The sequence below is a fragment of the Paenibacillus sp. EKM211P genome (genome assembly GCF_011066175.1).
Taxonomy (GTDB): domain Bacteria; phylum Bacillota; class Bacilli; order Paenibacillales; family Paenibacillaceae; genus Paenibacillus; species Paenibacillus polymyxa.
Genome location: NZ_JAAMNS010000001.1, coordinates 635,950 through 657,683, shown reverse-complemented (window position 1 = coordinate 657,683; position 21,734 = coordinate 635,950). Strand labels below are relative to the sequence as shown.

Here is a 21,734-nt window from a genome sequence, read left to right as displayed (position 1 = left end):
TACAAAAGTACTTTGAACAACTGGTTAACTCATTTTCTCTATGCTAAAATGTTGACGTATCTATAAGAAAAGGAGATTGTAAACCTTGTCGAATCCAGTATACGGGAAACAGGCCAAAACGTCGACCCGTGGCGATAAAAGGCCGGTTATATTTTGGGTGTTAATTGTTGGCATTATTCTGTTCTTAGCTTGGGCCCCCTTTCAGGCTGCACTCTTTAACGGACAAATGCTAGAGTTTGAGAAGCCTCTGTATTGGGCTTTGACCATTAGCATGATTCTATTGATTTTGGGAATTGCAACCTATTATAAGAAATTCAAATTGGAAGATCAAAGAGACTGGCTGGCAGTACTTGTTATGTTGCTCCCGCTGACATACGTATTATCATTGATTTCCGCTGCTTCTCATTATCTCGCGATGAATATGGTCGTAGTGCAGTGCATCTATGCCTCGTTATTCATCATTATATTGTACGCCTTACGAGATCGGTTGAGCAACCGTATCATCCAGACTGCCATTATGACCATAGCCTACCTTATTATAGGCTTCGGATTCATTAACTGGTTTGGGCAGTGGGTATTGGCCGGACGCTTGGTGGGTTGGTTCTCTACTTGGGTTTTTAACAATCGCTACATTGATGCTGTTATGACAGACTCTAACGGTTCACGTCTAACAGCAGTTTTTCAGTACGCGAATACGTATGCTGCATTTTTGATGGCGTTTTTGTTTGCAGCCGTTTTTTGCTTAATGAAATCAAAGACTTGGTATGGAAAAGCGACTCACGCCTTTATGTTGGTGCCTATTATAGTATCTCTGTTCCTGACCCTTTCACGTGGTGGTCTTGTGATGCTGCCAGTAGTATTTGTTCTATTACTTTTATTTCTTAAACCTGCACGTCAAATTTTGTGGATACTACATTGCACAATTTCGGTTGTTGTTTCACTTGCTATTTTGAGTCCCATTTCAAATTGGGGACTACAACTGAATCAGGCCTACAATGGCGCTTTGGCAGCTAAGGGCTGGGGACTACTTCTTGGAGCTTCCTTGGTGACTACAGTTGTTTTATGGCTTATACAAACCTATCTGGGATCTCGTTTGGAAAAAGGAATGCAAGGTCTAGCTTCACGTAAATTCTCTAATCTATGGCTACCTGTTGGCTCTGTAATCGTAATTGGTATAGTTGCATTCCTACTCATTGGTACAGGATTACGAAGTTTTCTACCAGCCAATGTGGAGACACGTCTTGAAAATATCAACTTCCGACAGCATAGTGTGCTAGAACGTATAACTTTTTACCGTGATGCTTCTAAGCTGATTGCTGACTATCCGTTGATTGGTGCAGGTGGCGGCGGTTGGGCTACGTTGTATGGAAAATATCAAGACTATAACTACACAAGCGCACAGGCACATAACTTTTTCATGCAATATCTAGTAGAGGTTGGTATTGTAGGATTTATCATTTTTATGGCTTTTATCTTTTATATTTTCTATAAATACATTAAAGGTTACATCAAGAATGACGAGGAAAACCGGGATAGCCACTTCCTTTACCTGATCTTGGCGATGTCCATTTTACTCCATAGTCTATTGGACTTTAATATGAGTTATGTATTCATGGGTATACTCGTATTTATAGGCCTCGGCGGGATGGCAGCATCAATGGATACACAACGTGTAAAACACTTAGCGTTAAAGCCTTCAAGTTTCCGTCCGATTTATAGTATCGTCATTGGTGTTCTCAGTATTGTGCTTATTTTTGTAGGATTGCGCTTTGTACAAGCTAGCAATGCTGCCAAAGAAGCTAAGGCGTTGGAAAGCAGCAATTCTTTTGAACAAAGGCAAGCTGCTTACAATAAAGATTTGAATTTGCGACCAACTCACAATGACTCAATTATTGGTCTGTCTCGTATGTATTATCAGGTATATCAGCAGACCAAACGTGAAGAGTTCTATACTGGCGGTCTTGCCGTTGTTGATCTAGGTCTACAGGCAGAGCCGTACAATAAAAACATGCTGTTCATAAAAATGCGCCTTGAGCAGGCAAGAGGAAATAATGACAAGGCATTTGCCATTTTGGAAGATAACCGTGCTAACTTCAACTGGGATCTGGATTGGTACAATTTCCTGATTACCCAAGCGTTTGAGTTTGGCAATGAAGCTCGATTGGCTAAAGACACAGCCAAGGAACAGAGGTATTTCCAAGCAGGTCTTGCTGCTTATCAGCAAGTTCTGAATGGGGTAGCTTACCTTAAGACGATTCCACCTGAAATCGAGTTGACACGTACTTTTGAAGTAACTCCAGGTATTGCACTCAGTACGGGCAAAATTGAGTTCATGTCAGGTAAGCCTGCTGAGGCTGCAAGCATCCTCAAAGGCGGCTTGAAGGACGACCTGAGTGATGCTACAAATCGTGAGGTCGCTCGCTATTACATTGCCGCCCTACAACAGCAAGGCCAAAACGATGAAGCATTGTACGACAAGCTGATTAAGGCTGATCCAAAAGAAAAAGGGCAAATTGCTCAGTTAAAATCGGAGAAATAATTAATAAAAAAGAGACTATCAGATGACGTTACATCATACTGATAGTCTCTTTTTTTATATTGACAAAGCATAGTTCGATTTAGTGAGATGTTTATTTTTGTTGGTCAATCTCTTCAATTACCTGTCTCATATAAGCCAATACTTCATCCTTAATCTCGTTATGCTGTAGAGCATAATGAATGGTCGTTTCGATGAATCCCAGCTTCTCGCCAACATCATGGCGGTTGCCATCAAATTCATAGGCTAAGATCGGACTCTTTTCTCCCAGCTTGGACAATGCGTCCGTCAGTTGAATTTCCCCGCCTACTCCTGCGGATTGCTGACCCAGGATATCGAAAATATCAGGTGTCAAGATATAACGTCCCATGATGGCCAAATTGGATTTAGCCTCTTCCTTCTTTGGCTTTTCCACTAGTCGTTCCGCCTCAGAGATTTTGGAAGTAAGTGCATGACCTTCAACAATTCCGTAACGATGCACCTCGTTCCAATCGACTTGTTTTACACCTACAACAGAACGCTGATATTCATCAAACACGTCAATCATCTGTTTGAGACATGGATTCTCAGACTCTACGATGTCATCACCCAAAAGGACAGCAAAGGGTTCGTCACCGATAAACTTACGTGCACACCAGATGGCATGCCCGAGCCCTTTGGGCTCCTTTTGACGAATATAGTGGATATCTGCCATCTCTGATGGTTTACGCACTTCATTGAGCAGGTTCCACTTTTCCTTCGAGGTCAAATTATACTCCAGCTCGAAAGAGTAATCAAAGTGGTCCTCAATCGCCCTTTTTCCTTTACCAGTAACGATAATGATATCCTCAATACCTGATGCTACAGCCTCTTCGATAATAAATTGAATCGTTGGTTTGTCTATGATTGGAAGCATTTCTTTTGGCATCGCTTTCGTAGCAGGAAGAAAACGGGTCCCTAATCCCGCAGCAGGGATAATTGCTTTACGGATTCTCATAGGTTAAACTCCTTTGTCTTCAAATATAACGGATGGAAATACTGTCTATGATTATAACAGGTAGATGGATAAATTTAATAGGTTAAAGAAGAAGACATCTTCCCTTAAAGAGAACATGTCTTCAATCTCTACTTACTATATGATTATATTATGCTTCTAAAATCTATTTGGCTCCTGAACAAATATACAGTTGTTTATTTCACCAGTTGCCCACGTGTAACCCCTAGCTGATTCGTCGCTTTCAGCGTCTTCCATACTTGTGTTCCGCTAATTTCTCCGCGCAAGGCACGGTTATAGAGATCAATAACCTCATGAACTTGCTCTGGTGTCTCCTCCAAAAATTCCACTCGGTAACGGGACACGCCTAATTCCAGAAAGTTAGATAGGTATTCCGCGCCCGATTGCTCAATCGCGTTATACACCGTATTACGGCATCCTTCGTCCACGCGAACCGGATGAGACATCCCAATACGATCACGCAGGGATGCGCGATGATCCTCACATGGACGACCACAGTTGGTGTAGTCTGTGCCTTCACTCATAAAAGTACAATACACGCAGTGTTCGGTATGGAACATCGGCAAATGCTGCTGGATGACGATCTCCAGCTTGTCGGTACGTGTACGTCCCAGCATATCGACCATCTGTTGGATGTTCAAATCATATGACGGTGTCACCAGGTCGCAGCCGGAATCCAGGAACAGGTCAGCCGCTTTATGGTTGGCGATATTCAGCGAGAAGTCGCCGATCAATTGCGGATGATGCACATCCGGGTTCTCCAAGCGGTGACGCATGTAAAAATACAATGCTCCCGGATTGCGTACCAGCACAGCATCCGGTTGCAGGCGCAGGATATTGTTGTGATATCCGTTTTCTCCTGGCATGTGAATACGCGGAGTCACCAGCGCAATTCGGCGCCCAGCGCCGTGCACAGCCTCTACGGCTGCCGGGAATTGCTTGATGAACTCGAAGTCGGCGTAGATGAACTCCACGCCGGCCTCAAGCGCAGCCTCCACCTGAGGGAGGCTGCGGCACAGCGCGGTCAGCTCTGCCTGACCACGTGCCACAGACGATGCCGGAGCTGCTGCATCGCCATACACCTCTACCGCCCGCTTCGTGTATACGGGTGGTTTGGGGCGCTCGCCCGCGAGCAGTTCCACCGCCTGACGGCGGATGCTGTTCAGCTCGCGCATGGGTACGATGACGTCCCCATGCAGATGGACGTCCAACTCCTCCAGCTGGAACACGGTTCCGCCCAGTCGGCCGAACTGCTCTTCGAGCAGTTCGTGCGTCATCGGACGCTTCTGGGCGATTTCAAGCTCCAACTCGGAGTCCACGCGGACCGTTGTGCCTTTCTGCACGTCGGTCCACCATGTCGACAGCGGCTGTCCTGGGGAGCCGCTGACCCGCACATGTACCGGGAAGACACGGTACGGCTTTTCGGTTTCGTACGACTGGCGCAGACGCTTGTCCAGCGCCGGGTCGTTGGTCTTCCAAATACGGTCGCCCACGTGCACACGGCGCAGATCCACATCGTTGCGTCCCGCTACGATGTCGACGATCCAGCCTTCTCCAGCTTCGCCTTCAATCTTCACGCCCTTGCGGCGGATATCGTATACGCGTCCGCCTTCTTCTTTTTGCGTAGGATCTCCTGCATCGAATACAATACCATCGCCACGCTTGAGCGGGGCGTCGATACGGCATACTACACCATCACGTAGGATTTGCTCCACTCGGCCCAGATACACGCCCCGGCTTTTCGGGAACGTACCGTCCACCAGCTTTTTGTTATTCGTTCCTTCCAGAAACCCGTGTGTAAAGCCGCGTGAAAAGCTCTGCTGCAGCTCGCGGATATCTTCTTTGCTCGTCTTGGACGTATCGCCGTCAAAATACTTGTCAATGGCCTTGCGATATTTGCTAACCACATTCGCTACATATTCAGGCGTTTTCAGTCGCCCTTCGATTTTAAAGGAAACCACACCTGCATCAATCAGTTCTGGCATCAAATCAATGGCTGCCAAATCCTTGGGGGATAGCAGGTATGTCACATCGGCCATCGGCTTTTGCTCTCCATCCACCATCAAATCGTAAGGCAAACGGCATGCCTGTGCACATTCACCACGGTTTGCAGAGCGTCCGCCCCACATTTCTGAAGTCAGGCATTGGCCTGAATAAGATACGCACAACGCTCCATGCACGAATACTTCCATCGGAAGCCTTGCTTGATCGCCAATTTTTTGAATCTGTTTTAGATTATTTTCACGCCCCAGCACAACACGTTCCATGTTGTACGGCTTCGTGAATTCTACAGCCTCCGGCGAGGTAATCGTCATTTGAGTAGAACCATGGATCGGAAAATCCGGCGAAATGTCGCGAATCATTTTCACCAAGCCCATATCCTGAACAATTAGGGCATCGACACCGGCATCAATACAGGCATCAACCAGCTCTTTAGCGTCCTCCAGCTCATTTTCAAATACTAGTATATTGAATGTCAAAAAGCCCTTAACTCCGTAGCTATGCAAAAAGGCCATAATTTCGGGCAATTCATCCATGCGAAAATTATTCGCCCGTGCCCGTGCATTGAACTTTTCCACTCCAAAAAAGATCGCATCGGCTCCGTTCGCTACCGCCGCACGCATACAATCCCAGTCACCTGCTGGTGCCAGAAGCTCGACATCTTCTCTTCGTACTGCTGATTTCATTATTGCCCTCCCTATATGCTGAAAACGAATGGTCCCTCATTGGAGCATCGTTGTTTTCAGGGCAGCTATGCTGCTTACTTGGTAATCTCATTAATATTCCATCCACTCATTCCAAAGCTGGTTATGTTCAGTCAGGGATATGGAAACCTACTAAGAATCTTATTTCTTAAGCCTATCTGTCTCTATCATCTTGTCCGATCATTCACACGCTGAACCATCGGTCCCTTGCCTGAAGCGCATCCAACTCAAAAAATCCGCATCACAAACATCTGCGGCAGAAATTATTCTTATCTTGTAACTAATCTAGTGTACCAGACTGCGCCCCAAGCTTCTACACTTTCCAAGCGATTCCTTTAAAAATATAATACTGAAATACAAAAACACCTCCAATCCCGGTCAGCGGTGCATTGGAGGTGCGTCATCATACCATTAACTAGGCAAACCTATACTTCGCAAGCATTTCTCCCCAGGGTGATATTCCTTCCTCACTGAAACCAGATTTTCTGTATAGCTTTCTAGCAAGTTCATTGTCTGGTTTATATCCAATCATGATCATATCAGTCCGATTACTGGCTTTCCTTATTTCGTCAATAACCAGCAACATTGCATGGTAACCATGGCCTTGGCCTTGAAATCTTTCGTCAATCATAAATCGGTAAATCCAGTAATTCCCGTCATCCGGGTCTAAACCAAACATCGTAAAACCAATCAATACGTCATTATTATAAATCGCTCTAGATAAAAACCCATCCAAAAACTGACATTCCGCAATTGAGTAAAGGTTAGATACCATAAACCTTTGTTGCTCAGGGCTCGGTTGAAGTTCAGCACATTCTACCCAATTACTTTTGTCGACTGCCTTTAGCGTAATTATTTTCGGATTCCCCCTATACTTCACCTTCCATTTTTTCTTATTACCAAAGCTTACTGACCTTGCCGCACGAAACAGCAGATGTTAAAGCTAGGTCGTATTATAGCAAAAAGGCAGAATAAGCCTCGTAAAAGTAGCAGCCTTCGCTCTTCCCTGCTTACTTCACTCTTTAAAAGGTTGGAGAATTTGGCGGTGGCCAGCGAAGCGGGCCATTTGAATCCGAAGAAGCGCGAGCGTTCGCCTTTGACCTGGGATTCTTACTATTCAATCCTTACACAATCCAAGAATCCCGGGTCAACAGCGATCGTAGGATCAAATGGCACGCGTAGCCTCTTCCCACTACAACTCACTGATCTTTTACCCACACCTTCTTACTTCACAAAATTAAACGAATTCAGCGTCGAATCCAGTGCGTTGGACTGTACACCCGTGTTGTTCGCATCGTTTAATGTCGTTGTTACGGTATATGTTTTACCGTTATGCTCCAGAACGATTTGGCGACCTGTATAACCGATGCCTTCCTCTACACGGTGGAATGTAAAGGACACTGCTGGAACACCGGCAAACGTTACGTCCTTCACTTCCTCTACTTTGAGGTTTTTATAGTTCTTGGCTTGCTTATCATAGAAGTCCTTAAGCTGAGACACCGTTAATTCAAAGGATTGGTCGTTGTCGATTTTGATGGAAAAACGTCCTCCGGTAAATTGATACTCTATATCTCCCAATTCAAATTGATCGCTAACCGCGGTCCAATAGCGTGGGATATTCACTGTATATTCATATGCTTTAGACGTCTTTTTAATCGTTTTCGTTTTGTCCGCCAGGTAGTCATCCTCTTCCAATTGTCCAAAGTTATTTGCTACCGTTTGAAAATCAATTTGAAGCGAGGAGATGATCGCGTTGAACTGGTCATTTCCCTTGCTTACTTTTTCAGGCACTGCATATTCAGCCAGGTAGCGGTATCCATTTTGCTGAATCAGCACATTGTACTCTTTGACCCATTCATCTCCAAAATTATAGCGGTACTCCTGCACTAATCCCTGAACGCCTGCAACTTCCAGCGGATATGTCTTTTGTGCCTCGTATGCTGTGGACACAAATGAATCGCTCAGCCATTTTTGCAGTTGCTGACCCCAGTTTTCCAATTTTCCATCTGCTGGAGCAGAGGTGATTTTCATGTGGAAGCTTGATCCGTCATTGCTTTCATACTGCATTCGTTGGTCGTCCATTTTCCAGCCTGCGGGTATTTTGAGTGACACACCGTAATCTGGATTCCCGGCCTCACGTGTGCCTCCTACTACAGTGGACAAGTCTTTAATACTTTTATCCTGTGCATTAAAAGAGGTTTTAAATGAGTTCAACAGTCCAGCATACTGGGCCAGATCTTTATAGTTCGTTGCTTTAGCATCGGAAAAATAAACGACATACAGTCGTCCGTTGTCATAGTACTGACGATTTTCCCACAGTACGCCGTCCCCATCCTTCGTAATAACACGAGCATAAGGCACTTTCGCTTTCGGGAAGGATTTTCGGTCCACTACAGTTTCTCCCGTTTCCTTGGCTGCCTGCACCAATTGTTGCAACAAATCGTCTGCATTCAATGGAACCGGCTGTAATGCTGTGTGTACTTCCATATAGTATGCACTGTTCTCGTCCATAAATGTGGAAATACTCTCATCTCCACCCCCCTGACCGATAACGAGTCCTGTTGGATAGTTCATGGACCAATCGTAGTAACTATTCCCGATCTGCGTCTTGCCCTCATCATTATCAATGTTCGGTGATTCTTCTGCTACCGTGCCCGCCTCTTCTTGGGCTTCCATCCGAATGATGATTCCTGCGCCATTCTTCTCCATCTTACCGCCCAGTCCTTCTGCTACTTGACGCAAAGGCACCATGAGGATTCCTGACGACATTTCCGGTGGAGCCGGAAGTGTCACCTTGTGTCCTCTCACCCAGGCTGTACGACTACCGATCGTCAGCGATACAACGTGAGTGCCGCTGGTGATCTTAACCACATTATCTTCAGCTAGGCGAATTTTGCTGTTAAATGCCTTTTTAAACACACCAGCCGGAACCATCAGTGCTCCACTTTTGGAATAGGGTTTCGTAATATTCGCATTTTGGCCGTTCACGATGGCTGTATTGCTGCCGCTTTGCAGACGCAATTCCAATATGTTTTTATCTTGATCTGCTGCAACTGCTGGTAAAGCGGTAAGCAGAAGGGACAATGCGACAGCGCCGACCCCCAGCTTACGCATCATTTTTCTTTGCATATGCTTCACAGTAAATCTCCCTTTAGCTTTATTTTATAGATTGATGAGCCGTTATCTTCACTTTCCAGTAGCTGGCTCTGATGCTTCCTTCGAAGGCGCTACGCCGTCATCTACAGCAGCTCCTGATTCATTCGAGTCTTCAAGATCTTCTCCAGACTGAATGGAATCATAAATTTCACCAGTATCCTGTGTCAGTACCAGCTTGCGCTTCACAATATCACCGTCCGATTGCATAAGTACACTCACCGTTTGGCCCGGTTGATAGTTTTTAAGCAGCTCATTGACATCAATGGCGGAAGCTACACGCTTGCCGTTAATACTGTACAGCTCATCGCCTTCCTTGATTTTAACCTGTACGGCACTGGCTGAGGTGACTTTTGTGACTTTCAAAGGGTCCTCAGTAGGTAATCCAACGATAGCTGACCAGCTCTCTTCAAGCCCTAGGCCAAGACTAGCACGCCGAACCTCACCATATTTGAAAAATTGATTGATGACATATTTCACTGTATCCGCCGGAATCGAAAAGCCCATATTTTCAATTCCGACCGCTGAGAACTTCATTGTATTGATCCCGATAACCTCGCCCTTGAGATTGACCAGCGGACCACCGCTGTTACCAGGGTTGATCGCGGTATCACTTTGAATGAGACGATACGCAGCGTTGACACCACGGTTCAGCCCGCTAACAACACCTGAGGTTGCCGAGTTACGAAGTGAAAAGGAGATCGGCGTACCGATAGCTACTACCTGCTCGCCTACCTGTAAACTATTCGTAGAAGCTGCAAAGGTAGCAGGTTTAAGACCGCTTGCCTTAATTTTAATCAACGCCAAGTCACTGATCGGATCGCTGTAGCTGTCGATGATTCCGTAAGATTTTCCGTCCGAGGTTACAACTACGGCATCACCTAATCCTTCGATTACATGCGCGTTCGTAACAATCCATCCATCTGCCCGAATGATGACACCCGTGCCGTGAGCCAGGTTGTATCGGTCTCCCCCTGCTACGGTCTCTCCTGTCGCAGAACGGCCAATGATGCCGACTACCGAAGGAGATACATTTTTAACGACCTGCGGCACACGATCGGCCGATAACGTATATGTACCATTTGCGCTGTTATACGCGCCGCTGGTTCCTAATGCTTTATTCATATCACTTACGTTAACATAGACCCCGCCATTAATGACCTTGGCCTTCAACGCAGCTCCACTGCTGGCTGCACCTGCCGTTCCAGAAACACATAGAGCGCTGCCCAAAGCCAGCACAGCTACCCTTTTCCCCATCTTACGCATATACTCACCATTTCCTCTCTAACATGACCCTGTTCTATCAGTTAGTCCAAATCTACCATAGAGGGGACACGCATACAATCGCTTTAAGCCCTATCTTTTTCTAAAAAAGCGCCGTTTGCCACATCCCTATCCTCTCATACTATTTATATTATAAATTTTCCAAATCCTTATATCAAAAAAATAAGCAAAAACAATAAAAAATCGTTATACCCTTTGGACCATTCCTTCGTTTACGGGCATAACCAACTATGATACCATCACATTATATCTTAGTTATATTGTCGGAAATAAAAAATCGTGAGTTCTATATCCAAAATCTCAAGTATAAATAAGACACATGAAGGAGGTTAAAAAGATGGCCTATGAACCCATCTGGAATGCTCATCCCGATAAGCTTAACAAGTTTGAGTTAGTCAAGCTGGAAAAGGATGGTCTCGACGTTATACGTACCATCATCGAAAGCTATGCAAACAAAGGGTATGACTCGATCTCTGCGGACGATATGGACCGATTCAAATGGGCTGGGGTTTACCAGCAAAAACCCAAGGATGGTCATTTCATGATGCGCGTCCGCATCAATACAGGGATCATGACTTCAGCCCAGGCACGTGCCTTAGCGGACATCTCCGCACTGTACGGGCGCGATCTTGTGGATGTCACCACCCGTCAGGCGATTCAATTTCACTGGCTGACCGTTGAAAGCTTGCCGGATATTTTCGAACGTCTGGAAAAGGTTGGTTTGTATTCCTTTGAAGCCTGTGGGGACTGCCCTCGTACCATTGTCGGCAATCCTCTGGCTGGCATTGATCCTAATGAGCTGGTGGATACTCAGGAGATTGTAGATGAAGTAAACCGCTTTTTCTTATTGAATCGCGACTTTTCCAATCTTCCGCGCAAATATAAAATGTCCATCTCCAGTAATACGTACAATAATGCACAGGCTGAAATTAACGACCTGTCCTTCACACCGGCAACCAAGATCCTTAACGGAAAAGAAGTGGTTGGCTTCCATGTGATGGTTGGCGGAGGACTATCCGCCAAGCCGCATTTGGCACATCCGCTGGATTTGTTTGTCCGTCCTGAGGAAGTACTGAAGGTTGCTATTGCTGTCACCACCATCTTCCGTGATTACGGCTATCGGGAAAAACGGCACCATGCCCGTCTGAAATTCCTTGTTGCCGATTGGGGCCCAGACAAATTCCTGGCCAAGCTGACTGAGTACACTGGCGAAATGCCGGGACGAGGTGAAGATAAAACCATTGGCTGGCAAGCCGCCTATTTTGACGGTATACATCCCCAAGCCCAAGAAGGTCTGAACTATGTCGGTCTGAACGTACCTGTTGGTCGCCTCAGTGCTGACGAGTTGCATGAACTGGCCGACCTGGCTGACCGCTACGGTGATGGGCAGATTCGTACCACGATGTCGCAAAATATTTTGCTGAGCGGTGTGCCGGATGATCAAGTAGATGAGCTACTAAAAGCTCCCGTGCTGCAACGCCTGACACCACAGCCCAAGCATTTTATGAGCCGTACAGTATCTTGCACAGGAAATGAGTTTTGCAATCTGGCGATTGTGGAAACGAAAAAGCGAGCGATTGACGTTGCCGAGTATTTGGATCAGCACGTACAATTGGATGAAAAGGTGCGCATCCATTTTATTGGTTGCCCGAATTCCTGCGGTCAAAAGCATATTGCCGACATTGGACTGCAAGGCTCGCTCCTTAAGACACCTGAAGGCATGGTTGACGCGTTCGACATCGCTGTCGGCGGGGCACTTGGAGCAGATGCCCAGTTCAACAAGGCACTCAAAGGCCGCGTGCGTGGCGACCAGGTTGGTCCTGTATTGGCAGAGCTTATTCTGTTTTACAAAGAAAATAGGATTGCTGGCGAAAGCTTTTATGCGTATGTACAGCGTGTAGGCATTCCGTCTTTCCAAGAGAAGTTGTCTGCCATTTTACAGTCCAGCCACGTTGCATCCTAGACATAAAGCCCATTAACAGCCTGCTTGTATTTTATATACAAGCAGGCTGTTTCTTATGCCACACCACAGTGCCATACCTACTTGCTACTTCTTCGATTTCATAAAAAAAGACACCGGATTACTCCGGTATCAATATTTTCGCAAAATCGAGTACTATGGGCTTCTGAGCGCCTGTTGTAGATGTCACCACCGCGTAGCCTGAAGGAATCTTATATATCAATCCCGTATCATATCGGATGCCGAAGGAGTTATCTTCCTTATAATGAGTCTTCGTTTCCCACACCTTCGTGCCATTTCCTTTTAAGCCTGTGATAGTAATGCCATGCATCTTCGTGGTTTTACCCAGTGGATCATATTGATCACTGAACTGGACGTACAACTGCTCCTCAGGCAGATACACCCGGTCAGCGGCATAGTCCTCTGTATTACTAAACAATTGCAGACCATTACTTAACACCTGAGTACGCTTGCTGTTTCCTTTAAGCCCTGTTACAGCAATATGACCGCTGGACAACTCACGTACCGCGGCAATTTCCTTACCTGATCCTAAGTCTAGATGGACATCACGGATATTACGACCATACACATCGGCTTGTACCCCCACGGGACCATCTGAGCTGTTCAAAAGCGCATAATATCCATTGTGACTGCCAACCAGCCAACCTGAGGTCACCCCGGCCGTCGTTCGATTCCATTGTATATCGCCATCTTCTGTGTATTTGAGTACAGTGAAGGACTGCTCCGCAAGGTTCAGTGAGGAGACTAGAAAACTGCCATCCTCCAGTGGCTCCAGTCCTACCTGAGAACCCTGCCCTTGAGATATCAAGCCATCAGTCGGTAATGTTTTGGACCACAAGGGGTTTCCATCCGCGTCCAATCGTGAAGCCTGCACATCTCGCATTCCGTTCGGTTGGGTATAATCAATCAGAAACAACAACCCACCATCTGACGTCTCCCGCTGGACTCCCCTGCTACTTGTTCCCGGTTGTACGTTCAGGTCCTGCTGGTGTTTCCATACAGTCTCTAGAGAACTGTCCAGCTTGCCGTACGTGACGTGTACCACACTTGCTTCTGTAATGTCCTCGACGTTCAGCATTAAAAACCCACCCTTTGCTGCGGGCTGAATATAATTGTGAGCGTTTTCTGAATCTTTAATAGTTCCAATCGCTGCACTGGTTTCGATCTCGGCTTGTATGGGCGCATACGCCTCGGACACCTCGGAGGCATAGGACGGTGCAGCACTATAACCCAATAACCATGCCGCTATAGTGACTCCTGCTGCCCATGAGTATACACGTGTACGTAGAACTCTACTTTGCTTAATCTTCAAACGTTCCAGCTCCCTTCATGACTTCCTCAGAGATGTGATATAAACCTTAGATGCAATTTAACTATAAACGGTCGCTTCAACTAGTAATGGTTGTCACGTGGGCACGGAACTTCGTATGATGATAGATAATCATAAGTTATATATTAACCTCTTCAAGCCCGAGCCTAAACATCCAAAACTCTAAAATGTAGAGATTACTCAGAGACTTTCTATCAAAGAATATACCTATAGATTTATTATTCCAGCGCTTGGTAAACTATGTGTCACATGCTTTAACGCAGGAATTTAATAAAAGTTTTCTTTTTTTACAAAAAAAATAAACCCTGCCAACGGGAAGGCACAAATACGCTAATTTGTATTCTGCCTTCCTGTCTGTGCAGGGCTTTCACAACGTACGTTAAAACTGTATCTATAGATCGACGGTCTGAAGCGCTTGACTGCGCTGTGTATCGCGTTCAAGGATCGGCTTTAAGTATCGGCCTGTATAGGATTCCTCTACTTTTACAAGTTGTTCTGGTGTCCCGGTAGCCAAGATCGTTCCACCGCCGCTTCCACCTTCGGGCCCCAGATCAATCAGGAAATCAGCTGTTTTAATTACATCTAGATTATGCTCAATAACCAGTACGGTTTCGCCTGAATCGACCAAACGATGCAACACGGTCAATAATCGGTCAATATCGTGAACATGCAAACCGGTTGTCGGCTCATCCAAAATATAAATGGTTTTGCCTGTGCTGCGACGATACAATTCGGAAGCCAGCTTCACACGCTGTGCTTCACCACCAGACAAGGTAGTCGCTGGTTGCCCCAGCTTGATATACCCCAAACCTACATCCATCAGCGTCTGAATCTTGCGATGAATCTTCGGGATATTTTCAAAAAATGCTGTCGCATCCTCTACCGTCATCTCCAGCACATCAGCAATACTCTTCCCTTTATACTTAACCTCAAGGGTCTCCCGATTATAGCGTTTGCCTTTGCACACTTCGCATGGTACGTACACATCAGGCAAAAAGTGCATCTCAATCTTGATGATCCCGTCGCCTCTGCAAGATTCACATCGGCCTCCCTTAACGTTAAAGCTAAACCGGCCTTTCTTGTAGCCTCGAACCTTAGCCTCGTTCGTCTGCGAGAATAAGTCACGAATATCATCGAACACACCTGTATAAGTTGCAGGATTGGAACGCGGGGTACGGCCGATTGGCGATTGATCGATCTCAACAACCTTTTCGATATGCTCTAGCCCGCGAATTTCTTTATGTTGACCTGGGCGTACTCTCGCACGGTTCAGATCACGCGCCAACGTTTTGTACAAAATTTCGTTGACCAGCGTCGATTTTCCAGACCCGGATACGCCAGTGACAGCCGTGAAAACACCCAATGGAATTTTGACATTCACATTTTTGAGATTGTTCTCCTTGGCTCCGCGAATCTCCAGCCACTTATCCGCAGGCTTGCGCCGCTCGGTATTGACCGGAATAAACTTGCGACCGCTCAAATATTGCCCGGTCAGGGAATTCGGATCTTCCATAACTTCCTGTGGAGTCCCCTGCGACATGATCATCCCGCCATGGATTCCGGCTCCTGGCCCAATGTCAATGATATAGTCCGCCGCCATCATCGTATCTTCGTCATGCTCCACCACAATCAGCGTATTGCCCAGATTCCGCATATGTTCCAAAGCACTAATCAGACGATCATTATCTCGCTGATGCAGCCCAATACTTGGCTCGTCCAAAATATAAAGCACGCCCATCAGACTGGACCCGATCTGTGTCGCCAATCGGATACGTTGTGCCTCCCCGCCGGACAATGTACCTGCTGCACGGCTTAAAGTCAGGTATTCCAGACCAACGTTCACAAGGAATCCCAGTCGGCTGTTAATTTCCTTTAAAATGAGGTTGGCGATCGACTGCTCTTTCTCACTCAGCTCCAGTGTATGGAAAAAGTGAGAAGCCTCCCCGACAGACAAAGCTGTCACATAAGCGATATTGCGCTCTTGAATGGTTACCGACAGGCTTTCTTTTTTCAGTCGGTGCCCCTTACAGGTGTTACATGGCTTTGCACTCATAAAGCCTTCAATAAATTCACGTATTCCCTCAGAAGCGGTATCACGGTAACGACGCTCCAAATTCGGGATAATGCCTTCAAAGGTCACATAGGCTTCCTTACGTTGACCAAAATCATTTTCATAGCGGAAACGGATCTTCTGGTCACCTGTTCCGTGCAAAATAAGATTCATTTGTTCTGACGTCAATTGGCTTACAGGAATATCCTGCGGAATACCGTAGTGTTCGCATACGGACTGTAAAAATTGAGGATAATAAGTGGAAGTTCCTCCACTCCATGCCTGGAACGCCCCATCTTCTACACTTTTTTCTGGATCAGGTATGAGCAGATCAGGGTCAACGACCATTTTAACTCCTAACCCATCACAATCTGGACAAGCGCCGAACGGACTATTAAAAGAAAACATCCGTGGAGATAGCTCATCTATGCTAAAACCGCAAATCGGACACGCAAAGTTGGAGCTAAATCGCAACTCCTCTTGCCCTATAATATCTACAAGCAACTGTCCGCCTGAAAGATTCAGTGCCGTCTCAATAGAGTCGGACAGACGCGCACGTACATCTTCCTTGACTACGATCCGGTCTACGACCACTTCAATCGAGTGCTTCTTGTTCTTCTCCAGTTCAATCTTCTCGGACAATTCACGCAGTTCGCCATTCACACGTACCCGTACAAAGCCCTGCTTGGCTATATCAGTGAACAGTGTTTTATGCTCACCTTTGCGACCGGAGACCAATGGAGCCAGGATTTGCAGCCGCGTCTTTTCAGGATACTGCAAAATGCGGTCTACCATCTGTTCGACGGTCTGTGAAGTGATTTCAATGCCATGTTCAGGACAATGAGGATGACCTACTCGGGCAAATAACAACCGCAAGTAATCATAGATTTCTGTAACTGTTCCGACCGTAGAACGAGGATTCCGACTTGTCGTTTTTTGGTCAATGGAAATGGCAGGAGACAGGCCGTCAATCGAATCGACGTCCGGTTTCTCCATTTGCCCGAGGAATTGACGGGCATACGCAGATAATGATTCCACATACCGCCGCTGTCCTTCTGCATAGATCGTATCGAAAGCCAGTGATGATTTACCTGAGCCGCTAAGCCCCGTCAGGACGACGAACTTGTCCCGTGGAATCGTCACGTCAATATTTTTGAGATTATGCGCGCGTGCGCCTTTGATGATGATGCTTTCATTCGCCAAATGTTTCATCTCCTTAGCCGTAATTCACGTCATCCTATATCGCATTGGATTATCCGATGGAAGTGATATATCGCAAAGAGAACGACCACATCGGCCGTCCTCACTATTTCTTAAAAGCAATCAAACATTTTATTATCAATATGTTTTGCTTATAGCTTATTCCCAATGTTTAATCAGCCCGCAACTCCAGCAAAGCATCACGCAACTCGGCGGCCCGTTCGAATTGTAGATTCTTGGCCGCGTCCTTCATTTCTGCTTCTAGGCGCTGAATGAGGGATTGACGCTCCTTCTTGGAAAGTTTACCCGTCTCATTAGGAAGGTAATCATTCTTGGACTCTGCCGTCTTGGTTGCTTCAATGACATCACGAATCTTTTTACGGATGGTTTGCGGGGTAATCCCATGTTCTTCATTGTATTGAATTTGAATCGCACGGCGACGTTCCGTCTCCTTGATCGCTTTATCCATAGAATCGGTAATCTTATCGCCATACATAATAACACGTCCGTCACTATTCCGTGCTGCCCGCCCGATCGTCTGAATCAGAGAGCGCTCAGAACGCAGGAAGCCTTCTTTGTCCGCATCCAAAATCGCCACCAGCGATACTTCCGGCAAATCGAGACCTTCCCGCAACAGGTTGATCCCGATCAGCACATCGAAGGTTCCCAGACGAAGATCCCGCAAAATGGCCATCCGCTCCAAAGTCTTAATCTCAGAGTGCATATATCGAACTTTGATGCCCACTTCTTTTAAGTAGTCAGTCAAATCTTCAGCCATTTTCTTCGTGAGTGTGGTGACCAGTACCCGTTCTTCACGCTCTATGCGCTGCCGTATCTCATTAATGAGATCGTCAATCTGCCCTTTGCTCGGACGCACCTCAATAATAGGATCAAGGAGACCGGTAGGACGGATAATCTGCTGCACCATCGTATCGCATTTTTCCATCTCATACGGGCCTGGAGTAGCCGATACATAGATAATCTGATTCACTTTGTCCTCGAACTCTTCGAACTTCAGCGGACGGTTATCCAAGGCAGATGGCAAACGAAAACCATGTTCAACCAGCACATTTTTACGCGCTTGGTCCCCGTTATACATCGCACGAATCTGCGGCAATGTAACATGAGATTCGTCGATGACGATCAGCATATCATCTGGAAAATAATCCAAAAGTGTATATGGTGTTGCTCCGCGCTCGCGGAATGTCAGTGGACCCGAGTAGTTTTCGACACCGGAACAAAAGCCAACCTCTCTCATCATCTCGATATCATAGCGGGTACGTTGCTCCAAACGTTGCGCCTCTAACAGCTTCCCTTGCTCCTTCAGCTCTGCTAACCGCTCTTCTAACTCACGTTCAATGTTGACCAATGCTACCCTCATCGTATCCTCATGAGTAACAAAGTGAGATGCCGGGAAAATAGCGATATGTTCACGTTCACCGATCAATTCACCTGTAAGCACATTAATCTCAGTAATTCGTTCAATTTCATCTCCGAACAATTCTACCCGTATTGCATTTTCTCCATGGGAAGCCGGGAATATCTCAACAACATCCCCCCGTACACGGAAAGTACCCCGCACGAAGTTGATATCGTTCCGCTGATATTGAATATCGACCAGGCGGGACAAAATCTGATTGCGGGGTTTCTCCATGCCGACTCTAAGCGAGAGCAGCAAGCTTGAATATTCTTTCGGGGAACCCAAACCATAAATGCAAGAGACACTCGCTACAATAATAACGTCACGACGCTCAAACAGAGAGCTTGTGGCTGAGTGGCGAAGTTTATCAATCTCCTCATTGATGCTGGAATCCTTCTCAATATACGTATCGGAAGAAGGGATGTACGCTTCCGGTTGGTAGTAATCATAGTAGCTGACAAAATAATCAACTGAGTTGTTTGGGAAAAATTCTTTAAACTCACTTGCCAGTTGAGCAGCCAAGGTCTTGTTATGCGCAATAACCAGTGTAGGCCGATTCAGCTTGGCAATGGTTTGAGCGATGGTATACGTCTTACCTGTTCCCGTAGCACCCAACAGAGTTTGATGCTTCTTTCCTTCTGCAATTCCTTCTACCAATTCAAAAATGGCCTGGGGTTGATCGCCTTGAGGTTGGAATTCCGACTGAATTTCAAAAGTCTTATCGCTAACAACGATATCACTCATTGCCCTGCATCACCCTTATCGTCTAAAATGGAAACATCATGTTTTTACACCAATCGAGCTTTAACGTCTTTGCCTGTAATTCTATGTCGATATTTCCCGAGCAATGATACTTGGGAAATATGGTTGAATAAGAATGTTTGTTCCCGTATTATACCTCTTTCTTACCGCGGATGCAAACGATAAGTCTTGAATAGGAGTGAATTGAATTTTGGATATCACCATCGTATTGGGCATCATCGCCGGAATCATAGCATTAATCGGTGGCTTCTTGTGGGAAGGCGGAGAATTCACAGGGCTGCTTCAAGGTACATCAGCTCTGATCGTATTCGGCGGAACTTTCGCCGCCGTTGTGATCAGCTACCCTGCCTCCAAGCTGAAGACTATACCCACCGCTCTGCGGATGGCTTTTAGTCGTGAGGACAATCCAACGGAGCAATATATAGAAGATTTGGTTTCCATGGCAGCCACCTCCCGCCGATCCGGTGTGCTTGCGCTAGAACGTATATCATCAGAGCATCCGAATGCATTTTTGCGGGAAGGTCTTCAACTAGTCATTGACGGCACTGAACAGGAACAGATCAAGCAAATTTTAGAACTAGAGTTAGATGCTATTGGGCACAAACATGAAGGGTACGCCAAAATATTTGAATCGGCAGGCGGCTATGCCCCTACGATGGGGATTATCGGGACGGTCATGGGTCTGATCCATGTACTTGGCAGCCTAACCGAGCCTACTGCGCTCGGACCGTCGATTGCTGTAGCTTTTATCGCAACATTATACGGCGTTGCTAGCGCCAATCTGATCTTTCTGCCCATCGCGTCCAAAATAAGAGCAGCCAGTGAAAGTGAAATTATTACGATGGATTTGCTGCTGCAAGGTATCCTGGCTATCCAAAACGGAGAGAACCCTAAGCTTGTACGCAAGAAGTTGGAGTTTTTTATCCGCTCAGAGCAAAATATAGATCGCAAACCACCTCGTCGCTCACGTACAGAGAGCGCTACTCCAAAGGAGGACTTCCATGAGAGCGCGCGCTAAGCGCCGTGGGCGTCAAGGTGGCGGCGGAGACCAACGAGATCGTTGGATGATTACCTATGCCGATCTGATCACCCTGCTGCTTATTTTTTTCGTCGTGATGTATGCCATGAGCAGTCTGGATGCTAAGAAATACGACGTCGTTGTTCAATCCCTCCAGGATACGTTCCACAAGGGAGATTCTATTTTGGAACAAGGCTCGGGCATTACAGGAACTGCCGATCGTTATACCAGCAAGAATCCACCCGCGACGAAGCAACCGGCCTCTAATAAAAAAGAAGCGGGATCAACCAAGCTCACCGAGCGTGAACAAGCATTTCGCAAGCAGGAAAAAGAGCTGCAAAACCTAATGGGTGTCATTCAGGAATATATTACAGACAACAAGCTACAAAACCAGATTTTCGTATCCGATCAACCGCGTGGCATTGTCATTACGCTGAATGACCGCTTTCTATTCGACCAAGGCAGAGCGGCACTCAAGCAGGGTTCTGCAAACACGTTATCCAAATTAGCCAGTCTATTTCGAGATTTGAAAACACCGATTAGCATTGAAGGTCATACGGACAACATTCCATTCACGCGTTCCTCTAACTCGTCGACCTACAAGGACAACTGGGAGCTTTCCGGCGCTCGGGCACTGTCTGTACTCCGGTTTTTTATCGACCGAGAGCAGTTATCCCCATCAGGCTTCCAGTATGCGGGTTATGCAGATACCCGTCCGGTTGGTGACAATAGCACCGAAGCAGGACGACAAAAAAACCGCCGTGTCGAAATCACTGTGCTGCGCCAGCTGCAGCAGTAAAATCCAAAAACCTCCCGAGTCACGCAATAACGTGAATGGGGAGGTTTTTTTAAGATGTATCATCATGTTACGTGGCTTCCGCTCTGATGTAGACGCAGAACAATAAACTGTACGAACAACGTGGATAAGGGCGGCGTACAAGATGCAATAGAGATTATTTTGTTTATGCTATATCTCACTATGTATTAGAAGCCAAGGTGAAGTTAGGTTTTATCTTGTCATGATGCTTGATGTTAATAAGATAGGACGAGCTCGTGTTGCTTTTCTTGTATCTGTGAACTTTGAAGTACGCTCTGTTGTCTACGATAGCTATATTTCCAGTCGCTGTACTTATTAAGGAGCCGATCCAACTCCATAGACTTGGTCAACACCCGTCGATCCTTCAATCCCACCTCTTTCGCCAAATCATTTAATTCTTTTCGCTTTTCTTCGATGCACTCCTCCAATTGTTGCCATTTCACATCAATAAACCTCCTGTTCGGTGTGGTATTTACATTAGTTT

13 protein-coding genes are annotated in these 21,734 nt (G+C 46.3%); 4 read left to right on the top strand and 9 right to left on the bottom strand.

Annotated features, from left to right (window positions below; all coding sequences use genetic code 11):
• The first annotated feature begins 85 nt into the window (after nucleotides 1-85).
• A complete protein-coding gene (locus tag G9G57_RS02910; protein WP_164964453.1) occupies nucleotides 86-2,539 on the top strand; it encodes an O-antigen ligase family protein in 2,454 nt (817 codons plus the stop codon).
• A gap of 91 nt (nucleotides 2,540-2,630) precedes the next feature.
• Here the strand turns inward: G9G57_RS02910 and galU are convergent, their stop codons facing one another.
• From galU to G9G57_RS02885, 5 genes are all read right to left on the bottom strand, one after another.
• A complete protein-coding gene (gene galU, locus G9G57_RS02905; RefSeq protein WP_164964452.1) occupies nucleotides 2,631-3,512 on the bottom strand; it encodes a UTP--glucose-1-phosphate uridylyltransferase GalU in 882 nt (293 codons plus the stop codon).
• 194 nt (nucleotides 3,513-3,706) lie between these two features.
• A complete protein-coding gene (locus G9G57_RS02900) occupies nucleotides 3,707-6,217 on the bottom strand; it encodes a U32 family peptidase (protein WP_177189492.1) in 2,511 nt (836 codons plus the stop codon).
• 433 nt (nucleotides 6,218-6,650) lie between these two features.
• Complete coding sequence (locus G9G57_RS02895) at nucleotides 6,651-7,091, bottom strand: GNAT family N-acetyltransferase (protein WP_038978193.1); 441 nt, start codon at nucleotides 7,089-7,091, stop codon at nucleotides 6,651-6,653.
• 368 nt (nucleotides 7,092-7,459) lie between these two features.
• The gene (locus G9G57_RS02890) at nucleotides 7,460-9,373 is read right to left on the bottom strand and encodes a stalk domain-containing protein (RefSeq protein ID WP_164964451.1); all 1,914 of its coding nucleotides are present in this window, start codon (nucleotides 9,371-9,373) and stop codon (nucleotides 7,460-7,462) included.
• A 48-nt stretch (nucleotides 9,374-9,421) separates the two neighbouring features.
• A complete protein-coding gene (locus G9G57_RS02885; RefSeq protein ID WP_017428693.1) occupies nucleotides 9,422-10,654 on the bottom strand; it encodes a S1C family serine protease in 1,233 nt (410 codons plus the stop codon).
• A gap of 355 nt (nucleotides 10,655-11,009) precedes the next feature.
• Between G9G57_RS02885 and G9G57_RS02880 the strand changes: the two genes are divergently transcribed.
• Nucleotides 11,010-12,635, top strand: coding sequence for a nitrite/sulfite reductase (locus G9G57_RS02880; RefSeq protein WP_090888657.1), 1,626 nt, complete (start codon nucleotides 11,010-11,012; stop codon nucleotides 12,633-12,635).
• Nucleotides 12,636-12,753: 118 nt separating this feature from the next.
• On the opposite strand, the gene G9G57_RS02875 is transcribed toward G9G57_RS02880, so the two are convergent.
• The 3 genes from G9G57_RS02875 to uvrB all read right to left on the bottom strand — a co-directional run bounded on the left by G9G57_RS02875 (nucleotide 12,754) and on the right by uvrB (nucleotide 19,397).
• Nucleotides 12,754-13,965 carry a hypothetical protein gene (locus G9G57_RS02875; protein WP_164964450.1) on the bottom strand — a complete coding sequence of 404 codons (1,212 nt, stop codon included), beginning with the start codon at nucleotides 13,963-13,965 and terminating at the stop codon, nucleotides 12,754-12,756.
• A 409-nt stretch (nucleotides 13,966-14,374) separates the two neighbouring features.
• Entirely contained in the window at nucleotides 14,375-17,236 is a 2,862-nt protein-coding gene (uvrA, locus tag G9G57_RS02870; protein WP_040102757.1) for an excinuclease ABC subunit UvrA, read from the bottom strand.
• A 169-nt stretch (nucleotides 17,237-17,405) separates the two neighbouring features.
• Nucleotides 17,406-19,397 carry an excinuclease ABC subunit UvrB gene (gene uvrB, locus G9G57_RS02865; protein ID WP_013373322.1) on the bottom strand — a complete coding sequence of 664 codons (1,992 nt, stop codon included), beginning with the start codon at nucleotides 19,395-19,397 and terminating at the stop codon, nucleotides 17,406-17,408.
• A gap of 208 nt (nucleotides 19,398-19,605) precedes the next feature.
• On the opposite strand from uvrB, the gene G9G57_RS02860 reads away from it, so the two are divergent.
• Nucleotides 19,606-20,433 (top strand): flagellar motor protein, encoded by an 828-nt coding sequence (locus tag G9G57_RS02860; protein WP_016324776.1) that lies wholly within the window; start codon nucleotides 19,606-19,608, stop codon nucleotides 20,431-20,433.
• Nucleotides 20,417-21,232 carry a flagellar motor protein MotB gene (locus tag G9G57_RS02855; protein ID WP_013373324.1) on the top strand — a complete coding sequence of 272 codons (816 nt, stop codon included), beginning with the start codon at nucleotides 20,417-20,419 and terminating at the stop codon, nucleotides 21,230-21,232. Before G9G57_RS02860 ends, G9G57_RS02855 begins: the two co-directional genes overlap by 17 nt.
• Before the next feature lie 233 nt (nucleotides 21,233-21,465).
• Here G9G57_RS02855 and G9G57_RS02850 read toward each other — a convergent pair whose 3' ends face one another.
• Nucleotides 21,466-21,693, bottom strand: coding sequence for an aspartyl-phosphate phosphatase Spo0E family protein (locus G9G57_RS02850; RefSeq protein WP_013373325.1), 228 nt, complete (start codon nucleotides 21,691-21,693; stop codon nucleotides 21,466-21,468).
• Nucleotides 21,694-21,734 lie beyond the last annotated feature (41 nt).

Excerpts from the sequence above, each read along its gene's own strand:
- G9G57_RS02855 (WP_013373324.1), top strand. The coding sequence starts at position 20,417 with ATGAGAGCGCGCGCTAAGCGCCGTGGGCGTCAAGGTGGCGGCGGAGAC.
- G9G57_RS02880 (WP_090888657.1), top strand. The coding sequence starts at position 11,010 with ATGGCCTATGAACCCATCTGGAATGCTCATCCCGATAAGCTTAACAAG.
- G9G57_RS02900 (WP_177189492.1), bottom strand. The coding sequence starts at position 6,217 with ATGAAATCAGCAGTACGAAGAGAAGATGTCGAGCTTCTGGCACCAGCA.
- uvrB (WP_013373322.1), bottom strand. The coding sequence starts at position 19,397 with ATGAGTGATATCGTTGTTAGCGATAAGACTTTTGAAATTCAGTCGGAA.
- G9G57_RS02885 (WP_017428693.1), bottom strand. The coding sequence starts at position 10,654 with ATGCGTAAGATGGGGAAAAGGGTAGCTGTGCTGGCTTTGGGCAGCGCT.
- galU (WP_164964452.1), bottom strand. The coding sequence starts at position 3,512 with ATGAGAATCCGTAAAGCAATTATCCCTGCTGCGGGATTAGGGACCCGT.